Source organism: Moorena sp. SIO1F2 (genome assembly GCF_010672755.1).
GTDB lineage: Bacteria > Cyanobacteriota > Cyanobacteriia > Cyanobacteriales > Coleofasciculaceae > Moorena.
Genome location: NZ_JAAHFV010000019.1, coordinates 43,211 through 59,955 on the forward strand (window position 1 = coordinate 43,211; position 16,745 = coordinate 59,955).

Sequence of the window (16,745 nt, forward strand, 5' to 3'; positions counted from 1 at the left end):
TTATCAGAAGTTAAGTGGGGTTGGGGCAATGTTAAAGTAGCTTTTGATAAGCTTTTGATAACCATGAAAGAAGCAGAGTACTGAGTTGTATGGCCATTCTGGCTTCTATCTGGGTAACTTTAATAAAAGTTAACAGTAAAAAGTTGATATAAAAAAGTTAAAAATTTTACCTAAAAACTTTTTATTTTCCCCTTCACCAGCACCACAGGGATAGAGACGGATACACAGATAGCTTCACCAACAAGGTTAATTTTAAGAATAGTTCTGATTCCTGATTCCTGATTCCTGAGTCGGAGAATCCGTCAGTAGTAACTGTCACTGTTCAGGATTTAAATAGAATTGCTATAGGCTAATGGTTGTAAGCATTCAGCAGTCAGCCGTCAGCTGTCAGCTTATTTTATTCAAAAGTACCTCAACTAGTGTGGCACAGGCTTCGACGCTGGGACTTGACCCATAAGCAAGGCTGATAGCACCTCAAGTAGCACCTCAAGTAGCGCATAGGCTGATAGCTGATAGCTGATAGCACCTCAAGCAGCGTGCGCATAGCGCATATGCTTACTAATGGTTTTAGCCTAATACCTAGAATTTTTACTTCACCCAAACAGTTTTGATGTTTACGAACTCATGTATCCCTTGAATGCTTAGTTCTCGCCCATACCCAGAACGTTTGATCCCACCGAAGGGTAAACGGGGGTCGGATTTGACTAAGCCATTGATAAAAACTGCTCCAGCTTCAAGTTCATCAATCAGCCTGGGGATTTGCTCCTCATTGGTTGTCCAGGCACTGGCTCCTAATCCAAATACTGTGGAATTGGCAAGCTTAATAGCAGCATCAATATCCGGAACTCTAAACAATAGGGCAACAGGGCCAAAAAATTCTTCGTTATCAGCTGGAGTGCCTGATGGGAAGTCAGTTAGAATTGTGGGGGGGTAGAAGTTACCAGCGCGATCGCTTAAAGGATGGCCACCGATAAGAACCTTTGCCCCTTGTTCAATGCAGGCTTGTACCTGTTGGTCTAAGTCTCTAAGAATACCAGGGGTTGCCAACGGGCCAATATCCGTATCTTCCGCCATGGGATCTCCCACTTTCAGGGCTTGGAATTTTTCCAGTAGGCGTTGCTGAAATTCATCGGCTACTGCGTCCACCACAATAAACCGTTTCGCTGCAATACACGATTGACCGTTATTGAGCATCCTAGCAGTCACACCCGTAGTAGCTGCTGCTTCTAAATCGGCACTTTCTAGGACAATAAACGGGTCACTTCCCCCTAGTTCCAGGACAGTTTTCTTGATTTGTGTCCCAGCCGCAGCCGCTAAAGCAGCTCCTGCTAGCTCACTACCAGTTAGGGTGGCAGCTTTGACCCGTGGATCCTGAATTACTGGCTCTACTTGGTCAGCACCAATCAGTAAGGTCTGAAACACCCCTTCCGGAAATCCTGCTTCAGCAAAGATTTGCTCAATGGCTAAGGCGCATTGAGGCACATTAGAGGCATGTTTGAGCAACCCCACATTTCCTGCCATCAATGCTGGAGCAGCAAAACGGAAGACTTGCCAAAATGGAAAATTCCAGGGCATGACTGCTAGAATTACTCCTAGAGGTTGGTAGCGCACAAAGCTTTGGGTGGCATCGGTAGAGGCTGGGACATCTGCGAGGAATTCAGCTGCGTGTTCAGCGTAGTACCGACAAACCAAAGCACATTTTTGCGCTTCTGCGATCGCACTTTTGAGGGGTTTTCCCATCTCCGTGGTCATCAGCTCGCCGAATTTGACTCGATCCCGCTCTACAATCTCCGCCGCTGCGTTTAGCCACTCTGCTCTTTGCTCCATTGATGTTTGGCAGTATTGCTCAAACGCCTCTTGGGCAATTGCTAGCTTGGTCGCAATGGACGACGGACTCTCTGGCTCAAAGGTTTTGATGGTTTCCCCGGTTGCTGGGTTAACTGTAGCGATCCCCATGGCTTCCTCCTCCCCCCAATGGGGATAGTACTTCCAATTATTTGATTATAACTAATTATATAGACTATGACTTATTTTTGCCAAAATGGCTTAATAGTTTGATATACTTTTAAAAAGCCTCAACCCATTGCCCTAGAAACTACCAGTCAAGGAAGTGTTAACCTAATCTCAAGTTTTATCCTACTACCACAAAATTTATCTCACCAGTTTTTAAAACAGTTATCAACCCAATTCTATGGATTAGGGATTAGAGCTTAGGGGTTAGGGATTAGAGCTTAGGGGTTAGGGATTAGAGCTTAGGGTAATGGTGTCAGGTATTAGGTATTAGTTAAAACAGGGGCATTTGATTACCTCCTTGCTAAAAAAGGCGCGCTTCATAGGCTTATCATAATACCCTTAGCCATTAAACCTAGATCCTAGAACCTTAAATTAGTAGTTTTATAATTTAGATTATACTCTGATATAGAAACTAATGACGAGAGCTAGATTGTGCCGTATTTAATTGCTAAATCAGAGCCGAATAACCAAGAAAGTTATAAATTGAGCAGTGGAGCCAATACCATAGGACGGGAAATAAATAATAGTATTACCGTAATTCATAAAAGTCTTTCCCGTCATCATGCTCAGGTCACACTCACGAATGATCGGGTTATCCTAAAAGACTTAGGTAGCCTAAATCACACGTTTGTTAATGACGCCAAAATTGACCAGTGTGAGCTCAAAGACGGAGACTTAATACGTCTGGGCAGTGTAATCTTTGAATTTGTGAGTGATGATGGCAGAATCACCCCAAATATCTTGAAGGATAATGATTCCAACTTTTCGATTGTCAGCAGGTTATCCCCAGAACAAACCCGTGTCGAAATTCAGGAATTACTGCACCATGACAGTTTAACTTATAAAGGCTCAGCCCTGAAGCTGCGAGAGCAAGATACAGGTCAACGCTCAGTAGACAAGTTAAAAATCTTATTGGAGGTGAGTAAGCAACTTTCCTCTCCCGATGAGCCTGATCACTTGTTGAGAAAAATTCTTGACCTGCTGTTCGAGATTATGAATGTAGACCGGGCAATCATCCTCATGGTTAATCAAGACACGGGAATGCTAGAGGAAAAAGCTGTCAACTCCCGAACAGGCATACCCACCCATGAGCGATTTTATAGCAAACGAATCACCAATTTCGTACACCAGAAGGGGGATGGGGTTTTAATTGCTGATGCTGCCATTGACCAACGATTCAGTAATTCCCAGTCAGTGCTCCAGCAAGAAATCCATGCCTCCATGTGCGTACCCCTAAAACCAAGAGAGGAAGTGATTGGGGTATTGTATGCGGACAATCTGTCTAGAGCCAATATTTATTCTCAAGAAGACTTGGAGTTTTTGACGGCTCTGGCTAACCAAGCTGCGATCGCAATTGACAATGCTCAACTTTACCAGAAGATGCAGGAAGAAGCAGTAATGCGGAGTAAATTTGAGCTTTTCTTTCCAGAAGCTGTGAGTAAAAAGCTCAAGGAAGAAGGCCACTTGGAAATTATAGATACCGAAGTAACCGCTCTGTTTGCCGACATCAGTAAATTTACCCAAATGTCCTCTCGGATGAAGCCACGCCAAGTAATTGAGATGCTCAATGAGTACTTCCAGGTGATGGTAGAGGATATTGTGTTTAAATACGAAGGCACTTTAGAAAAATATATTGGCGATGCCTTACTGGCTGTGTGGGGAGCCCCCTATTGCCAACCGGACGATGCTGACCGAGCCGTCCAAGCTGCGATCGCAATGCAACGGGCAGTTATTCACCTAAATCAGGATTGGTTCCAGCGGCGCAATTTAGAGATTGAAATCCACATTGGACTCAATACTGGCAAAGTCGCAGCAGGTAATATCGGTTCACAGAAGCTGATTCAATACGCTACTATCGGTGACACTACCAATGTTACTAGCCGCATCTGTAGTGCTGCTCAGGAGGGAGAGATTCTAATTTCCCAAAGCACCTTCGACAAGCTGAGGGATAAAACTCTACCGTTGGAAAAAATGTCCCCGGTTAAGGTTAAAGGTAAAGACCAGCCCCTCCAACTGTACCGCCTAAGGTGGGATACTTAATTCCAGGGAAGCTATAAAAGTTAAAGGTTGAATGTTGAACGCGATCGCGTTCAACCTGCAACCAAACCACCTTGGCCAAAAGGCCACGGGTGCGCGTTCAACCTTCAACCTTCAACCTTCAACCAAACAACCTTCAACCTTCAACCAAACCACCTTCAACCTTCAACCAAACCACCTTCAACCTTCAACCTTCAACCAAACAACCTTCAACCAAACCACCTTCAACCAAACCACCTTCAACCAAACCACCTTCAACCAAACCACCAAACCACCATCTGGTCAAGTTGGAAACCCAAAATCCAAATAGCCCTTTAAAATATCATGTGTATAACTTGTTGTGTCATGGTTGGTGCATAAATTGGCACGGCTCAGCCGATAAGTAAATATAGATACCTAGCCAAAATTGACTGTTGCTAGAACTCTACTGATTCGATGCCTAAGTCCTGTACCAGCTAATTCAGATGAGTCTGTGCATTAATCCCAACTGCTCAAATCCCCGCAACCCTGACAGTAAACTATTCTGTCAGAGTTGTAATTCTGAGTTGTTGCTGGAAGGGCGCTATCGAGTGATCAGTCAACTGGGAAGTGGCGGTTTTGGCAAAACCTATGAAATTGTTGATCCTCAAGGCAACCCTAGAGTCCTGAAAGTTCTAATTAAGAATAGTCCCAAGTATATTGAACTATTCCAAAGAGAAGCCGAAGTTCTCGCCCGACTAGAGAATAGTGGCATTCCCAAAGTAGAACCTGATGCCTACTTCACAGTCCACCCCAGAGACAGGGACGAGCCAGTTCATTGTCTGGTGATGGAAAAGATTCAAGGATTGAATCTAAAGCAATACATCCAAAAGCGGGGTGCTCCCATTGACCAGAAAATTGCCATTCGGTGGCTGATCCAGCTAGCTGCCATCTTACAGGCAGTACACAGTCATAACTTTTTCCATCGGGATATCAAGCCCTCTAACATTATGCTCAGGACAGATGGACAACTGGTGTTAATTGACTTTGGCACTGCCCGGGAAATTACAGGTACCTTTGTGACCAAAAAAGCCACTGGTATGGTAACAGGGGTAGTTTCCGCAGGGTATACACCACTAGAGCAGCTTAACGGTCAGGCAGTCCCCCAATCAGACTTTTTTGCTTTGGGGCGCACCTTTGTTTATCTACTCACTGGTCAAGACCCGAGTAAATTTTATGAATCCTATAATGATGAGTTAAGCTGGCACGACAGTGTTCTGAATATTTTGCCACAACTGGCAGATTTCCTCGACTATCTGATGGCTCGTTTACCCAATCAGCGTCCCCAAACTGCTGAAGAAATTTATCAGCAGTTAGTAGATATTAACAATGCGTTGTATCCCACCAAGATACCTTTCCATACCAAAACTAGCCAAGCCTCCAAAGAAACAAAAAGCCATAAGTCAAGAATCAGTAATGGTTCTTCCCCAAGACGGCCAGCCAGTACAACTCAACCCTGGGTTAGTCCTACACCACTGCCAATTTCTTCTGCCCCTAATCGGAATAGTAATTTACTAGACCCCAATTTTGTAGCTCTTTGCCAACAGGAACTCGCTGAGTTAATTGGCCCGATGGCTACCATTGTCTGCCAGCGTACTCTTGTCCAGCATCCTAACTCTTCCGCCCAAGAATTTGTAAAAGCTTTATCTCAACAAATTCCCAATCAAAAATATGCCCAAGACTTTCAACGGCGTTTAATGTCATCGGGTCAGTTATAGCGCTACGCTTAGCGTCAGAAGTCAGAAGTCAGAAGTCAGAAGTCAGCTAGACTCACGTTTCGGAGTTTAGGAGCGATGCAGCGCGGTCTTGGGGGTTTCCCCGGAGACAAAACCTTAGATAGTGGAGCCTTTATAGTTAGCAGGTTATGCAGAAAAGGGTTAAATATTTTTTAATAAGGCGACCCTATCTTACGGTAAATTCAAACCACTCGCTATTGCATCAAGACAATGTCCTAATCTCAATGGGTAGTGCTATATAAGTAATACTTAGTAATCATTCAGCCATCAGCTTAGCAAGCATTTAGTAATTTGGGATTACTAATTAGTTTCTGAATTCAGCATATTCATCGCCATTTCTAAACTAACTTTCATCCGATTCAGAGATTTGGCGAGTATACCAATTTCATCATCTGAATCATGGTCAAATTCTCCAGCCATATTGCCAGTACTCACTTCCTTAGCTAATTGAGCCATCTGCTTAAGAGGTTTGGTCACCGATACCTTGAGGAAACGATTAATCAGCAAGATGGCTACCAGGAAAAAACCAGTAATAATCCCAATCACCAATACCTGTAACTGCTTAGCAGAATTAAAGATTTTAAACCCTGGCACTGATACAATTTTTGCCCCAACAATTTCATCGAGCTTCCAACCAAAACCATGCTGATCACCGTAGGTAGCAATTTGGCTAGCAGGGGCGGCTTCAGGAGTACTGTGGCATCGTAAACAGCTTTTTTCAGAAACGGCGAGAGGACGGGCAACATAAAAAATTTTTCCACTAGGAAGAGAGCGAAAACCGGTTTTTTCTGTTAGATATGGCTGCTGTCGAAAACTCTCCACGATTTCAGTCTCGAAACTATCAGCTTTATCTCTGAGGTTAGTTGGATTAAGGGTCGCTTCTTTATAGAAAAAATCACGATATTGCTCACGTTTACGTAAATTTTCAAAAACTTCACGAGCTGAATAAGCAGGTACTGTTTGGGGTAAAAATCTGTCTTCATTTTCTAATCGATCAGCTAATTCTGGATTCACTTGATTATTGGTATACTCCCGCACCGAACCCATGGTTTCGATCAGAATTAGGGCTTGGTCAGTTACGAGTTTTTCGGCATAGCCTTCTAAAAGTTGAGACAAAACCAACCCACCAGTCAGTACAAGTCCTATAAAAATCGATAGCAATAGTAAGTTTACCTTGATTCCTAAATTAAGTTTTTTTAACATTAGCCATCTCCCATAGTATCATTAGTGCCACAGCTGTTTTAGTTCTTAAGGTAATTAATTATGTTTTACCGCCGTCTATTCTTGTTGAATCTTATATTGATTTTTACAGCTTGTAACTCACCGGATACCCCTAGGCTAGGGAAATTAAGTATTGGGATCGTAAGTTACGGGGAAAGCTATCGCTTCATAGAGCGATACTCAAAGCTAATCGAATATCTTGGTGCTCGACTTAAGATGATTATAGAATTAGAACCGATGTACAACGAGCGCAGAGCACTAACTTTGATTAAGCAGAGCAAGTTGTCTATCGTGTTTGCTCCTCCTGGTTTAGCAGCCATCGCCATTGCTGAGGCACAGTACATACCAGTGCTACCTCTCCAAGGAGTCAAAAAGTCGCGCTCAGTCATCGTAGTAGAACTCGAAAGCCCGATCCAACACTTGACTGAACTAGCGGGCAAAGTCATTGCTTTAGGTCAACCCGGTTCTGCCACAGGATATTATCTGCCAATCTACAATCTCTACGGTCTGACCCTAGCGGAAGTGCGTTTTGCCCCCACACCAAAACAAGTCTTAGAGTGGATTGCCTCTGAGGAGGTAGTCGCTGGAGCGTTGTCTTTAGAAGAGTTGGAACGCTACCGCCTAGACTATAGTCAAACCAGGTTCCGGATTTTATATATAGATTCTCATAAAATTCCCAGCGGTTCTATCCTGATCGGACCAACAGTCGAGAGAAATCTACAACAGGAGATCCACAAGGCACTAGAATCTGCCTCCAGCAGCATGGCAGCATCAGCAGGATACATCCCCAATGCTAAAGCACCTGATTATGATTACTTAATTGAGGTGGTTCAGAAGGTTAGACCGATTGCCGAACGGATTCAAGAAAAACCATTCCCTTTATACAGCCTTCCATTTGAGTTGTAAAACTTCCAAACAAGGGGATAAACCGGCAGTAGCGGAAGAGAATCGATTATATTACCATTGGGGATTTTTAACAAATAATTTAGGATTGCTACATAAGCGGTTGGCAATGTGAATAGTTGCTAGGTAATCGCCTTTGCATACTTAGCAAGTTTGCAGTTATTTAATATAATCAGCAGTATTACCTATCTTTATTTTTAGTAAAGGTAATTGCCATCATAATTCGCTCAATAAGATTCATGGCGGTAAATAAATAACTTATTAAGATTAGAATAATCTTTATATGATAAGGATTACATTGGGTGCATCTCAATGCATGCAATTAGGCAAAAATTCTAATAAAATCTCCATAATTACCACAATACCCGCGCCCCCGCCCCACAATACCCGCGCCCCCGCCTTAGATTCGCTAGCTTGACATAATTTATTCAACTATATTTTTTTTAAATAAATAATTTAACTATAAATTTAAAATATCGGTCTTTTTTTAAAGTTCGCTTATAGTTTATATTTTTTCCTGAACCATTACCGAGCAAGATGTATCAGTAATTAGAGGAACATTGATACGGATATCGGTTATGCGAATTTACACTCCTATTGCTTTAATTACTGTTTTAACCATCTGGTTTGGGGTTAATTTACCGATGATTGCCCATGGCTCAAATGCACCACTAAACTATAGTAATGATTGTCCCAGTTTAGTAGAGCAAACAGGACAAATTTTTTCTTATGGAAGAAAAGAAAACCACAAATTTGTCTCATCACCAGTAATTCCAACTACCCTGATCGCCCATCGTGGTAGCGGACGTCTGTCTCTTGTGTGAGAGTCAACTGACTGGATTCAGTTTGATGGCATATCTGGCTGCATTTCAATCCCACTGTTGGGTACGAGTAGCGGGCTACAGTGGGAAAGTGCTAATTCAATATAGTGTACTTGTAGTTGACTTATTTTATATAATATATTGGAAAAGACATGATTAGGGTGCCTCTTAATTCGTCAATTTTCTGCCAAGCAACCTCAGCTCGCTTTCTTCGATGACAGTGAGTTAGTTCTAGTGTGGAAAAATGAAACTAAATAAGCTTGATAACCAACGGAAGTAGATGTGATTGCCCCTAAGATGATCAACCAATCCGATCTGATCAAAACCCTAAGCCCCAGTGCAATGGATCAGATCATGCTATACCTGGCTTTCAGCGCCCTGCGGACGAGTGGACACCGACATGGGGCGTTTTTAGATGCAGCAGCAACCGCTGCCAAATGTGCCATTTACATGACCTATCTGGAGCAAGATGGCAATATCCGCATGACTGGGCATTTGCATCACATTGAGCCAAAGCGGGTAAAGGTCATTGTTGAGGAAGTTCGACAAGCGTTAACAGAAGGGAAACTGCTCAAGATGCTGGGGTCTCAGGAACCTCGCTATCTGATTCAGTTTCCCTATGTCTGGATGGAACACTATCCCTGGCAACCAGGGCAATCTCGTATCAATGGCACCAGCCTTGACTTGGAAGAAAAGCGCAATCTTGAGATCAAGCTGCCAGATCACCTGCCGGATGCCCAGATCATTAATTCCTTACAATTCTTTGAATTAATAGAATTTCTCCACCGGAGATCTCAAGAAGACTTACCACCAGAGCGACGTCTACCATTGAGTGAAGCTCTAGCTGAACACATCAAGCGTCGCTTAACCTATTCAGGAACTGTCACCAGAATCGATCACACCGGTGGCTTACCCTACTACGCTCTAACCAATGCATATTACTCGCCAGTAGATGACAAAGCCCGCACCTACACCATGATTGACGAAACAGCGCGATACTTCCGGTTAATGAGAAACTGGGCAGAGCGTCAGCCGCAAGTCATGCGAGGGTTGGAGGAACTAGATATCCCGCCAGAGAAAATCAATCAGGCCATGGAAGAGTTAGATGAAATTATCCGCCAGTGGGCAGATAGGTATCACCGGGATGATGGTGAACCAATGGTTCTACAGATGGTCTTTGGACCAAAATCTGAATAAAGTATGAAGTATGAAGTATGAAGTATAAAGTGGGAACTCGGAAGTCGGAAGTCTAACGCTATCTCAATTTATTAGATTGATTAGTTGCTTAGCAAGTTGTATGTTTTCATCCTTCATCCTTAATACTTCACGATTAACACTTCATGCTTCGCAATTAACACTTCATACTTCATGCTTCATGCTTCATGCTTCATGCTTCATACCTGGCTGATCCAGTGCCATGCTAGAGCTAACAGCACAACAGCGATCGCACCAATCATCGTATTAATAATATTCACGACTTCATTGGTCAGCCATTCTAATTTAGATTGTAGTGTCGCACCAATTACACTCTCCAGATTGGTGGCGATGAAGGCAGCAATAACACAGAAAAATACTCCTGTCAAGTTAACCAAACCAACGCCCCAACCCACAAATGCGATCGCAGCTGATGCAATTACTCCAGCTAGGGTTCCCTCAAGACTTACAGCTCCTTCTGTTCCCCGGGCTACTGGCTGTAAGGTAGTAATCAGGAAAGTCCGTTTGCCGTAAGCCTTACCCACCTCACTGGCAGTGGTATCGGACAACTTAGTAGCAAAACTAGCGACATAGCCCAGTAACAATAACTCCTGGTAAGGAGCATCCACCACTAGGGTACCCAAAGCACAAATCGCTCCAGTAAGTGCTGAACCCCAAACATTCTCTGGTCCCCTAGCACCGGAACGCTTTTCCGCAATTCCTGCCGCTTCCTTTTGCGCCATACCAATGCGGGTGACACCAGACCCTACCAAAAAGTAAAATCCAACTACTGTGTAACCTGGCCAACTCAGAGTACCCCAAATCAGTACCCCTAATATCCAAGCGTGGACAATCCCAGCAGCAGTGAGTAACTTTTTGGGAGCAATCCATACCATGGCTAGGAAAACTGTGTTCACTCCAACAGCAACTAGCCAAGGATTTAAAGAAAGAATATCATCAAGCATAGCAAAATAGTTATATTGGTAATTGGTAATTGATAATTGCTCTAGCAGTTATCAATTGGGTGAGGTACAAATTCCTGGGTTTTAGGGAGTAGGGAGTAGGGAGTAGGGTTATCGGGCGAGGGTATGGGGAGAATGCTAAAAAATCTTGTGTACCTCATCAGTATGATAATTGCTAGAAGTGGTAATAAGTAATTGGTAATTGTGATTGCTTCTGAGCCATTACCCCACTACTCATTGCCTATTCCCCATTATCCAAAAAACCAACAACAAAGCACACTACTGAAGCAATCGGATACCAGATTAGTTCAGATTCTTGAATAAAGTTGAATTTATTCAAAACCTTGGCCAAAAGGCCACGCGTGCGCGTTCAACCTACCCTACAAGAGATCCCTGGGCAAGAACAACCTTAAACATTCAACCTTCAAAACCTTGGCCAAAAGGCCACGCGTGCGCGTTCAACCTTCAAAACCTTGGCCAAAAGGCCACGCGTGCGCGTTCAACCTTCAAAACCTTGGCCAAAAGGCCACGCGTGCGCGTTCAACCTTCAAACTTTAAAACCTTGGCCAAAAGGCCACGCGTGCGCGTTCAACTGTCAAAACCTTCAACAGTTTTCCCTTCAAACCAAAACTTATGAAACCAGTGCTATTTCATCTCGCATTTCCCGTTACCGACCTTGAGCAAACTAAAATCTACTACGGTGATGGACTTGGCTGCGAAATCGGTAGAGAATCTCGCCATGCCGTGATTCTGAATTTATACGGTCATCAACTCGTGGCTCACCTAACCAAAGAACCCCTGACACCTCAGCGGGGTATTTATCCTCGACATTTCGGGTTAGTTTTTACATCCCTGGCTGATTGGGAAGCCTTACTTTCCCGTACTCAACAAAAAGAATTACCCTTCTACGAGCAACCCAAGACTCGCTTTCCCGGTCAACTTACAGAGCATCGCACCTTTTTCCTCCAAGATCCATTTTATAACTTAATGGAGTTTAAGTTCTACTCTGATGGTTCAGCAATTTTTGGTGGACGTGAGTTGGCAGAAATTGGCGATCGCGTTTAATCCAAATCCTTTTCAGCAATTCTAAAACAGGGAAAAAACCCAAGAAGGGTTGATTAACAGGAAGGTTGATAAAAGTAGAAAAAACCCCTTACTCAGTAAGGGGTTTTTTCTGCTAAGCTGACTGGAACTACTGATACCAAGTCCCTATAACTTCCACAGGCATAAACTGTGCTTTGGATCTGTGACGGTGCGGGTTATAGATGATGGCACTCCTGAAGGTGTTCACCCCGGCACCATCACTCACACTGTTACAGCCACAGATGACGAAACCAACTATCCCGAAGATACTGAACTTACTCCTGTCACCCTTGAAATTACCGATAATGACCCAGGGTCATAACTTGAGCTGATTGAGAATCACAACTAGCCCCCCAAAACAGCGGGGGGAGAAGAGTAACGTTTGCTATAGTGATTCAAAATGTTTAGTTAGTTATCTATAGCAATAGCTAGTACCAATTGCTAATTAGGGATAGCTGCATCAGAATTGGCTTCGGGTTTGGGTCTATAGGAATTGGCTAAAGGGATTCCGGACACCCACTGGTATAGGTATCCATCTGAGTTATCCATCCTCTGGCAATACAAATGCCCGACCGGGTTTCAATTTGTCTTAAAACCTTTCCCCAATTAATTTGACCCAGCGATTTTATTCTCTTCCCCTTGACCTACTACTGTTCACCGGGAAAGTACCGAACTTACTGTGGCGCTAACTAGGGATTTTACATAGACTTCTCGAAAACTTTGCATTTATAATAAAGTACTGGCTTAGCCCCCTTGAAAACTGCCCCAAACCGATCAGAGACTGGAGTTGTTCAGGCATGAGCCTTTCAGAGGTGTTTTGTGAAAAAAGTTTTAGGAATCATTCTCGGCGGTGGTGCAGGAAGCCGCTTATATCCCTTAACCAAGCCCCGGGCTAAACCAGCGGTGTCATTGGCAGGTAAATACCGCTTGATCGATATTCCTGTCAGTAACTGCATTAATTCTGAGATTTACAAAATCTATGTCCTAACCCAATTTAACTCAGCATCTCTCAATCGCCACATTACCCGCGCCTATAATTTCTCTGGCTTGACAGAAGGGTTTGTTGAAATTTTACCAGCCCAAAAAACTGCCGAAAACCCAAGCTGGTTTCAGGGAACAGCAGATGCGGTTCGTCAGTATCTCTGGTTATTTGATGGCTGGGATGTTGATGAATACCTAATTCTATCAGGAGACCACCTCTACCGGATGGACTATCGCTTATTTGTCCAACGTCACCGGGACACTAGAGCGGATATTACTCTTTCGGTTGTGCCTATTGATGAGACACGGGCATCTAGCTTTGGCTTGATGCAAATTGATGATCGGGGCAAGGTGATTGACTTTCGCGAGAAACCTACAGGGGAATTGCTTAAACAAATGCAAGTGGATACTACTGTGCTTGGACTGACACCAGAACAAGCCAGAAATAGTCCTTATATTGCTTCTATGGGGATTTATGTCTTTAGTAAAGCAGTGATGAAAGAACTCCTCGAAGCTAATTCTGAGCACACAGACTTTGGTAACGAAGTTATCCCAGCCTCGATGCAAAAGTATAACATTCAAGCTTACTTATTTAATGATTATTGGCAAGATATCGGCACTATTGAGGCATTCTACAATGCTAACTTATCCCTGACTCGTCAACCTAAGCCATCCTTTAGCTTTTATCAGGAAGATGCTCCGATTTACACCAGGGCTCGTTATCTACCGCCCTCAAAGCTTTTAGACTGTCGGGTAACAGAGTCAATTATTGGGGAAGGGTGTATTCTCAAAGACTGCCGCATTAATAACTCGGTATTGGGATTGCGATCGCGAGTGGAAGCTGGAACAGTTATCGAGGACTCTTTAATTATGGGGGCTGACTACTATCAATCTTTAACAGAACGTCTATCAGCCCAAGAACAAGGCCAAGTGACTTTAGGGATTGGTAAGGATACTGTTATTCGTCGTGCAATTATCGATAAAAATGCTTGTATCGGTAACAATGTCAAAATATTCAACAAGGATCGTGTAGAAGAAGCCAACTGCGAAAGCGAGGGATTTTATATTCGTAATGGCATTGTTGTAGTGCTCAAAAATGCCGTAATTCCCCATGGAGCCGTGATTTAGTCCTATGGGGTGGAAACGGTAAGTTCATCTACATCAAAATTAGGCGCTAGGCAAACTTACCCTAGGGATAGGGATTAGACATGCTTAGCCTAGGCATTAATTACTACAAGCATTAGCCTAACACCTTGCTACCGAAGACCTTGCCCTAACCCTGAAAACAGCCTTGACAGAGTATTTAACATGTACGGAAATTGCGATCGCACCAGTGAGGAAGAACCGAACTAAGTTTAGTTGAAACCTTTGTTACCCTAGCGTTGAGGTAGATAAACCATAATCCAAGGGCAATAACTTACCCGTTACGATCTTAGACGATTAGGAGAAACTCTTGATGGCTGCGACCGACTTCAAAGACTATTACTCCATCCTAGGAGTCAGCAAAACTGCTAGTGCTGATGACATTAAAAAGTCCTTTCGCCGTTTGGCCCGGAAGTACCACCCAGACCTGAATCCTGGGGACAAACAAGCCGAGGCTCGCTTTAAGGAAGTCAATGAAGCCTACGAAGTGTTATCTGACTCGGACAAACGGAAGAAATACGATCAATTTGGTCAGTACTGGAAGCAAGCGGGACAAGGATGGTCTGGTGGTAGTGGAGTCGGTGTTGATGTTGGTGGCTTTGATTTTAGCCAGTACGGCAGCTTTGACGAGTTCATTAATGAATTGTTAGGTCGCTTTAGCACTGGTGCGCCCGGTGGTGGAAGCAGAAGTAGTCATAGCTACTCCTACCGTACAAGTACTTCTAACTCTAATGGGTTTAATGATTTTGGTGGTTTTAGTGGCTATAGCAGCACCTCGGGCTTTAACAACACTACGGGAGCAAGTGCTGACCGGGAAGCAACCATTAGCCTCAGTTGGTCTGAAGCCTTTAATGGTGTCCAAAAACGTTTCAGCCTAGGTAGTGAAACTATAACTGTTAGGATTCCCCCTGGTGCCAAACCCGGTAGTCGTATTCGGGTGCGAGGCAAGGGTCAGGTCAACCCTCTGAATCAGCAAAAGGGAGATTTGTATTTGAAAGTAGAACTCAAATCTCACTCTTTCTTTGAGTTCGATGGTGAGAATCTGGTTTGCGAAGTGCCAATCACACCAGATGAAGCCGTTTTGGGTGGGTCAATTGAGGTTCCAACTCCAGATGGCTCTGTGAGTATGAATATTCCTGCTGGTATTCGTTCTGGTCAATCTCTGCGGCTGCGGGGTAAAGGCTGGTCTTTACCTAAGGGTGGACGTAGTGATCAGTTAGTGCGAATTACGATAGTAACTCCGAAAAACCTGACCAATCAGGAGCGGGAGTATTATGAAAAAATCCGTGAAAGTCGCCGCTTCAATCCCCGGAGTCACTTGTCCCAAGTTCGACTATGATTATATCTAGCAGTGCTCAATGGGGTGAGGAACTTTCGTCCTGGGTTAATGGGAGTAGGGAGTAGGGGTAAGACAATTGACTGTACCTCATAAGAGGGTGTCGATGGCATTTAACAGTGTCTCTACTTCGGCATTTGGATTGAGAAAAGAAAATAGATGTTGAAAGCGGAGTTTTCCTAGCTGATCTAAAAGAAATTGGCCAGGTAGGGGAGCACCCAGTGCTTGACCAAGGTTATAGGCGCGAAAGGTGCCACAGTTGGGGTCGCTCAGAAGTGGCATTCGTAAACTGAGATCGTTAACAACTTGTTGGCTTTGCCTGATATCTGTACTTGTAATCATTAACACCTCAACTCCTTTCTCAGTGAAACGTTGGTAGTTTTCATTGATGTTTTTGATGTGAGGGAAGCACAGGGGACAGTAATGCTTTTCTGTGAAAATGCGGGTGAATGCCAAGATGACTGGTTGTTTGCCCTGATAATCGGATAATTTGGTCTGACGGTTATTGGTAATATCTGGTAGCTCAAAATCAGGTGTCCTTGCTCCGAGTTGTAGCGCGTTAGTTGCTGGTACAGGCACAAAATTGTGGAAGAAGCGCTGATTGATTAAGCCACTAAAGTTAAGGTCTGTGAGCATCAGGGGTTCAATTGTCCTAGACAGGGAATAGTTTATGGTTACTGTTATAGTTTACCTGTAGGCACCCTTAACTGTGGCTAGTTCAGGCAAAGAAGGGCGATCGCTACCCATAAACCACCAGGACTTATAGCAGTTTGCACTTAACTTAGTTACAATAACAACAATAATAAAAAAATTTTGTTATCTCTTCTTTAGTCAAAAAATTACAACAATCAACTAGAGCTTGTTCTAACTCATCTCTAGTCATGGGGACTAAAGAACGCAAATAGTTTTTCAAAATAAACAAAAATTTTTACAAAGTAAGTTTTAAAACTTCCTGGGGGGCGATAATGAAGGCTATAAAGCCTACTGGAGAAGGAAAGCCGCTCTCACACATTGGCGATAATAGTGATGTTTATGGGGATATAAAGAGATAAATTATTGCATTAACTATTCTAAAAAAACAAAAAAAAAAGCAAGTAAATTAATTATGTTTAAACAGAACGATAAAAAAATTACTATGTCGTTTGTATAATATTTGTTTTTAAGTGGTACTATTTACATAGTGATCGACACCTTTATGTTTGCCGTTATGACCTAAAAAAAATGGCCAACTATAGTCTAAATTAATTTATATTGGTGCGCATTCCATCGCCTAGGTAATGCGCACCAATATAAATTA

General features: G+C 43.3%; 15 protein-coding genes. 11 read left to right on the forward strand and 4 right to left on the reverse strand.

Annotated features, from left to right (window positions below):
- Nucleotides 1–588: 588 nt before the first annotated feature.
- Complete coding sequence (locus F6J94_RS04245; RefSeq protein ID WP_293037184.1) at nucleotides 589–1,956, reverse strand: NAD-dependent succinate-semialdehyde dehydrogenase; 1,368 nt, start codon at nucleotides 1,954–1,956, stop codon at nucleotides 589–591.
- 489 nt (nucleotides 1,957–2,445) lie between these two features.
- Between F6J94_RS04245 and F6J94_RS04250 the strand changes: the two genes are divergently transcribed.
- From F6J94_RS04250 to F6J94_RS04260, 3 genes are all read left to right on the forward strand, one after another.
- Nucleotides 2,446–4,053, forward strand: coding sequence for an adenylate/guanylate cyclase domain-containing protein (locus tag F6J94_RS04250; RefSeq protein WP_293037189.1), 1,608 nt, complete (start codon nucleotides 2,446–2,448; stop codon nucleotides 4,051–4,053).
- A gap of 71 nt (nucleotides 4,054–4,124) precedes the next feature.
- Complete coding sequence (locus F6J94_RS04255; protein ID WP_293037192.1) at nucleotides 4,125–4,436, forward strand: hypothetical protein; 312 nt, start codon at nucleotides 4,125–4,127, stop codon at nucleotides 4,434–4,436.
- 78 nt (nucleotides 4,437–4,514) lie between these two features.
- Nucleotides 4,515–5,786, forward strand: a complete 1,272-nt coding sequence (locus F6J94_RS04260) for a serine/threonine-protein kinase (protein ID WP_293018984.1) — start codon at nucleotides 4,515–4,517, stop codon at nucleotides 5,784–5,786.
- A 318-nt stretch (nucleotides 5,787–6,104) separates the two neighbouring features.
- On the opposite strand, the gene F6J94_RS04265 is transcribed toward F6J94_RS04260, so the two are convergent.
- Nucleotides 6,105–7,007, reverse strand: a complete 903-nt coding sequence (locus F6J94_RS04265; protein WP_293018986.1) for a DUF3365 domain-containing protein — start codon at nucleotides 7,005–7,007, stop codon at nucleotides 6,105–6,107.
- A 60-nt stretch (nucleotides 7,008–7,067) separates the two neighbouring features.
- On the opposite strand from F6J94_RS04265, the gene F6J94_RS04270 reads away from it, so the two are divergent.
- From F6J94_RS04270 to hetR, 3 genes are all read left to right on the forward strand, one after another.
- Complete coding sequence (locus F6J94_RS04270) at nucleotides 7,068–7,931, forward strand: PhnD/SsuA/transferrin family substrate-binding protein (protein ID WP_293018988.1); 864 nt, start codon at nucleotides 7,068–7,070, stop codon at nucleotides 7,929–7,931.
- A gap of 575 nt (nucleotides 7,932–8,506) precedes the next feature.
- Nucleotides 8,507–8,752: a hypothetical protein gene (locus F6J94_RS04275; RefSeq protein ID WP_293018990.1), complete on the forward strand. Its 246-nt coding sequence runs from the start codon at nucleotides 8,507–8,509 to the stop codon at nucleotides 8,750–8,752.
- A gap of 294 nt (nucleotides 8,753–9,046) precedes the next feature.
- On the forward strand, nucleotides 9,047–9,946 hold the full coding sequence (gene hetR, locus F6J94_RS04280; RefSeq protein WP_287247612.1) for a heterocyst differentiation master regulator HetR: 900 nt from the start codon (nucleotides 9,047–9,049) through the stop codon (nucleotides 9,944–9,946).
- Nucleotides 9,947–10,143: 197 nt separating this feature from the next.
- Here hetR and F6J94_RS04285 read toward each other — a convergent pair whose 3' ends face one another.
- Complete coding sequence (locus F6J94_RS04285) at nucleotides 10,144–10,908, reverse strand: TIGR00297 family protein (protein WP_293037195.1); 765 nt, start codon at nucleotides 10,906–10,908, stop codon at nucleotides 10,144–10,146.
- A 313-nt stretch (nucleotides 10,909–11,221) separates the two neighbouring features.
- On the opposite strand from F6J94_RS04285, the gene F6J94_RS04290 reads away from it, so the two are divergent.
- From F6J94_RS04290 to F6J94_RS04310, 5 genes are all read left to right on the forward strand, one after another.
- Nucleotides 11,222–11,542 (forward strand): hypothetical protein, encoded by a 321-nt coding sequence (locus F6J94_RS04290; RefSeq protein ID WP_293037197.1) that lies wholly within the window; start codon nucleotides 11,222–11,224, stop codon nucleotides 11,540–11,542.
- A complete protein-coding gene (locus F6J94_RS04295) occupies nucleotides 11,539–11,970 on the forward strand; it encodes a VOC family protein (protein ID WP_293037200.1) in 432 nt (143 codons plus the stop codon). The genes F6J94_RS04290 and F6J94_RS04295 overlap by 4 nt, the downstream gene beginning before the upstream one ends.
- 187 nt (nucleotides 11,971–12,157) lie before the next feature.
- The gene (locus tag F6J94_RS04300) at nucleotides 12,158–12,310 is read left to right on the forward strand and encodes a hypothetical protein (protein ID WP_293018999.1); all 153 of its coding nucleotides are present in this window, start codon (nucleotides 12,158–12,160) and stop codon (nucleotides 12,308–12,310) included.
- A 497-nt stretch (nucleotides 12,311–12,807) separates the two neighbouring features.
- The gene (locus F6J94_RS04305) at nucleotides 12,808–14,097 is read left to right on the forward strand and encodes a glucose-1-phosphate adenylyltransferase (protein ID WP_293037203.1); all 1,290 of its coding nucleotides are present in this window, start codon (nucleotides 12,808–12,810) and stop codon (nucleotides 14,095–14,097) included.
- Nucleotides 14,098–14,425: 328 nt separating this feature from the next.
- Nucleotides 14,426–15,451, forward strand: coding sequence for a DnaJ C-terminal domain-containing protein (locus F6J94_RS04310; protein ID WP_293037209.1), 1,026 nt, complete (start codon nucleotides 14,426–14,428; stop codon nucleotides 15,449–15,451).
- 87 nt (nucleotides 15,452–15,538) lie between these two features.
- Here the strand turns inward: F6J94_RS04310 and F6J94_RS04315 are convergent, their stop codons facing one another.
- Nucleotides 15,539–16,084, reverse strand: a complete 546-nt coding sequence (locus F6J94_RS04315) for a peroxiredoxin (RefSeq protein WP_293037206.1) — start codon at nucleotides 16,082–16,084, stop codon at nucleotides 15,539–15,541.
- Nucleotides 16,085–16,745 lie beyond the last annotated feature (661 nt).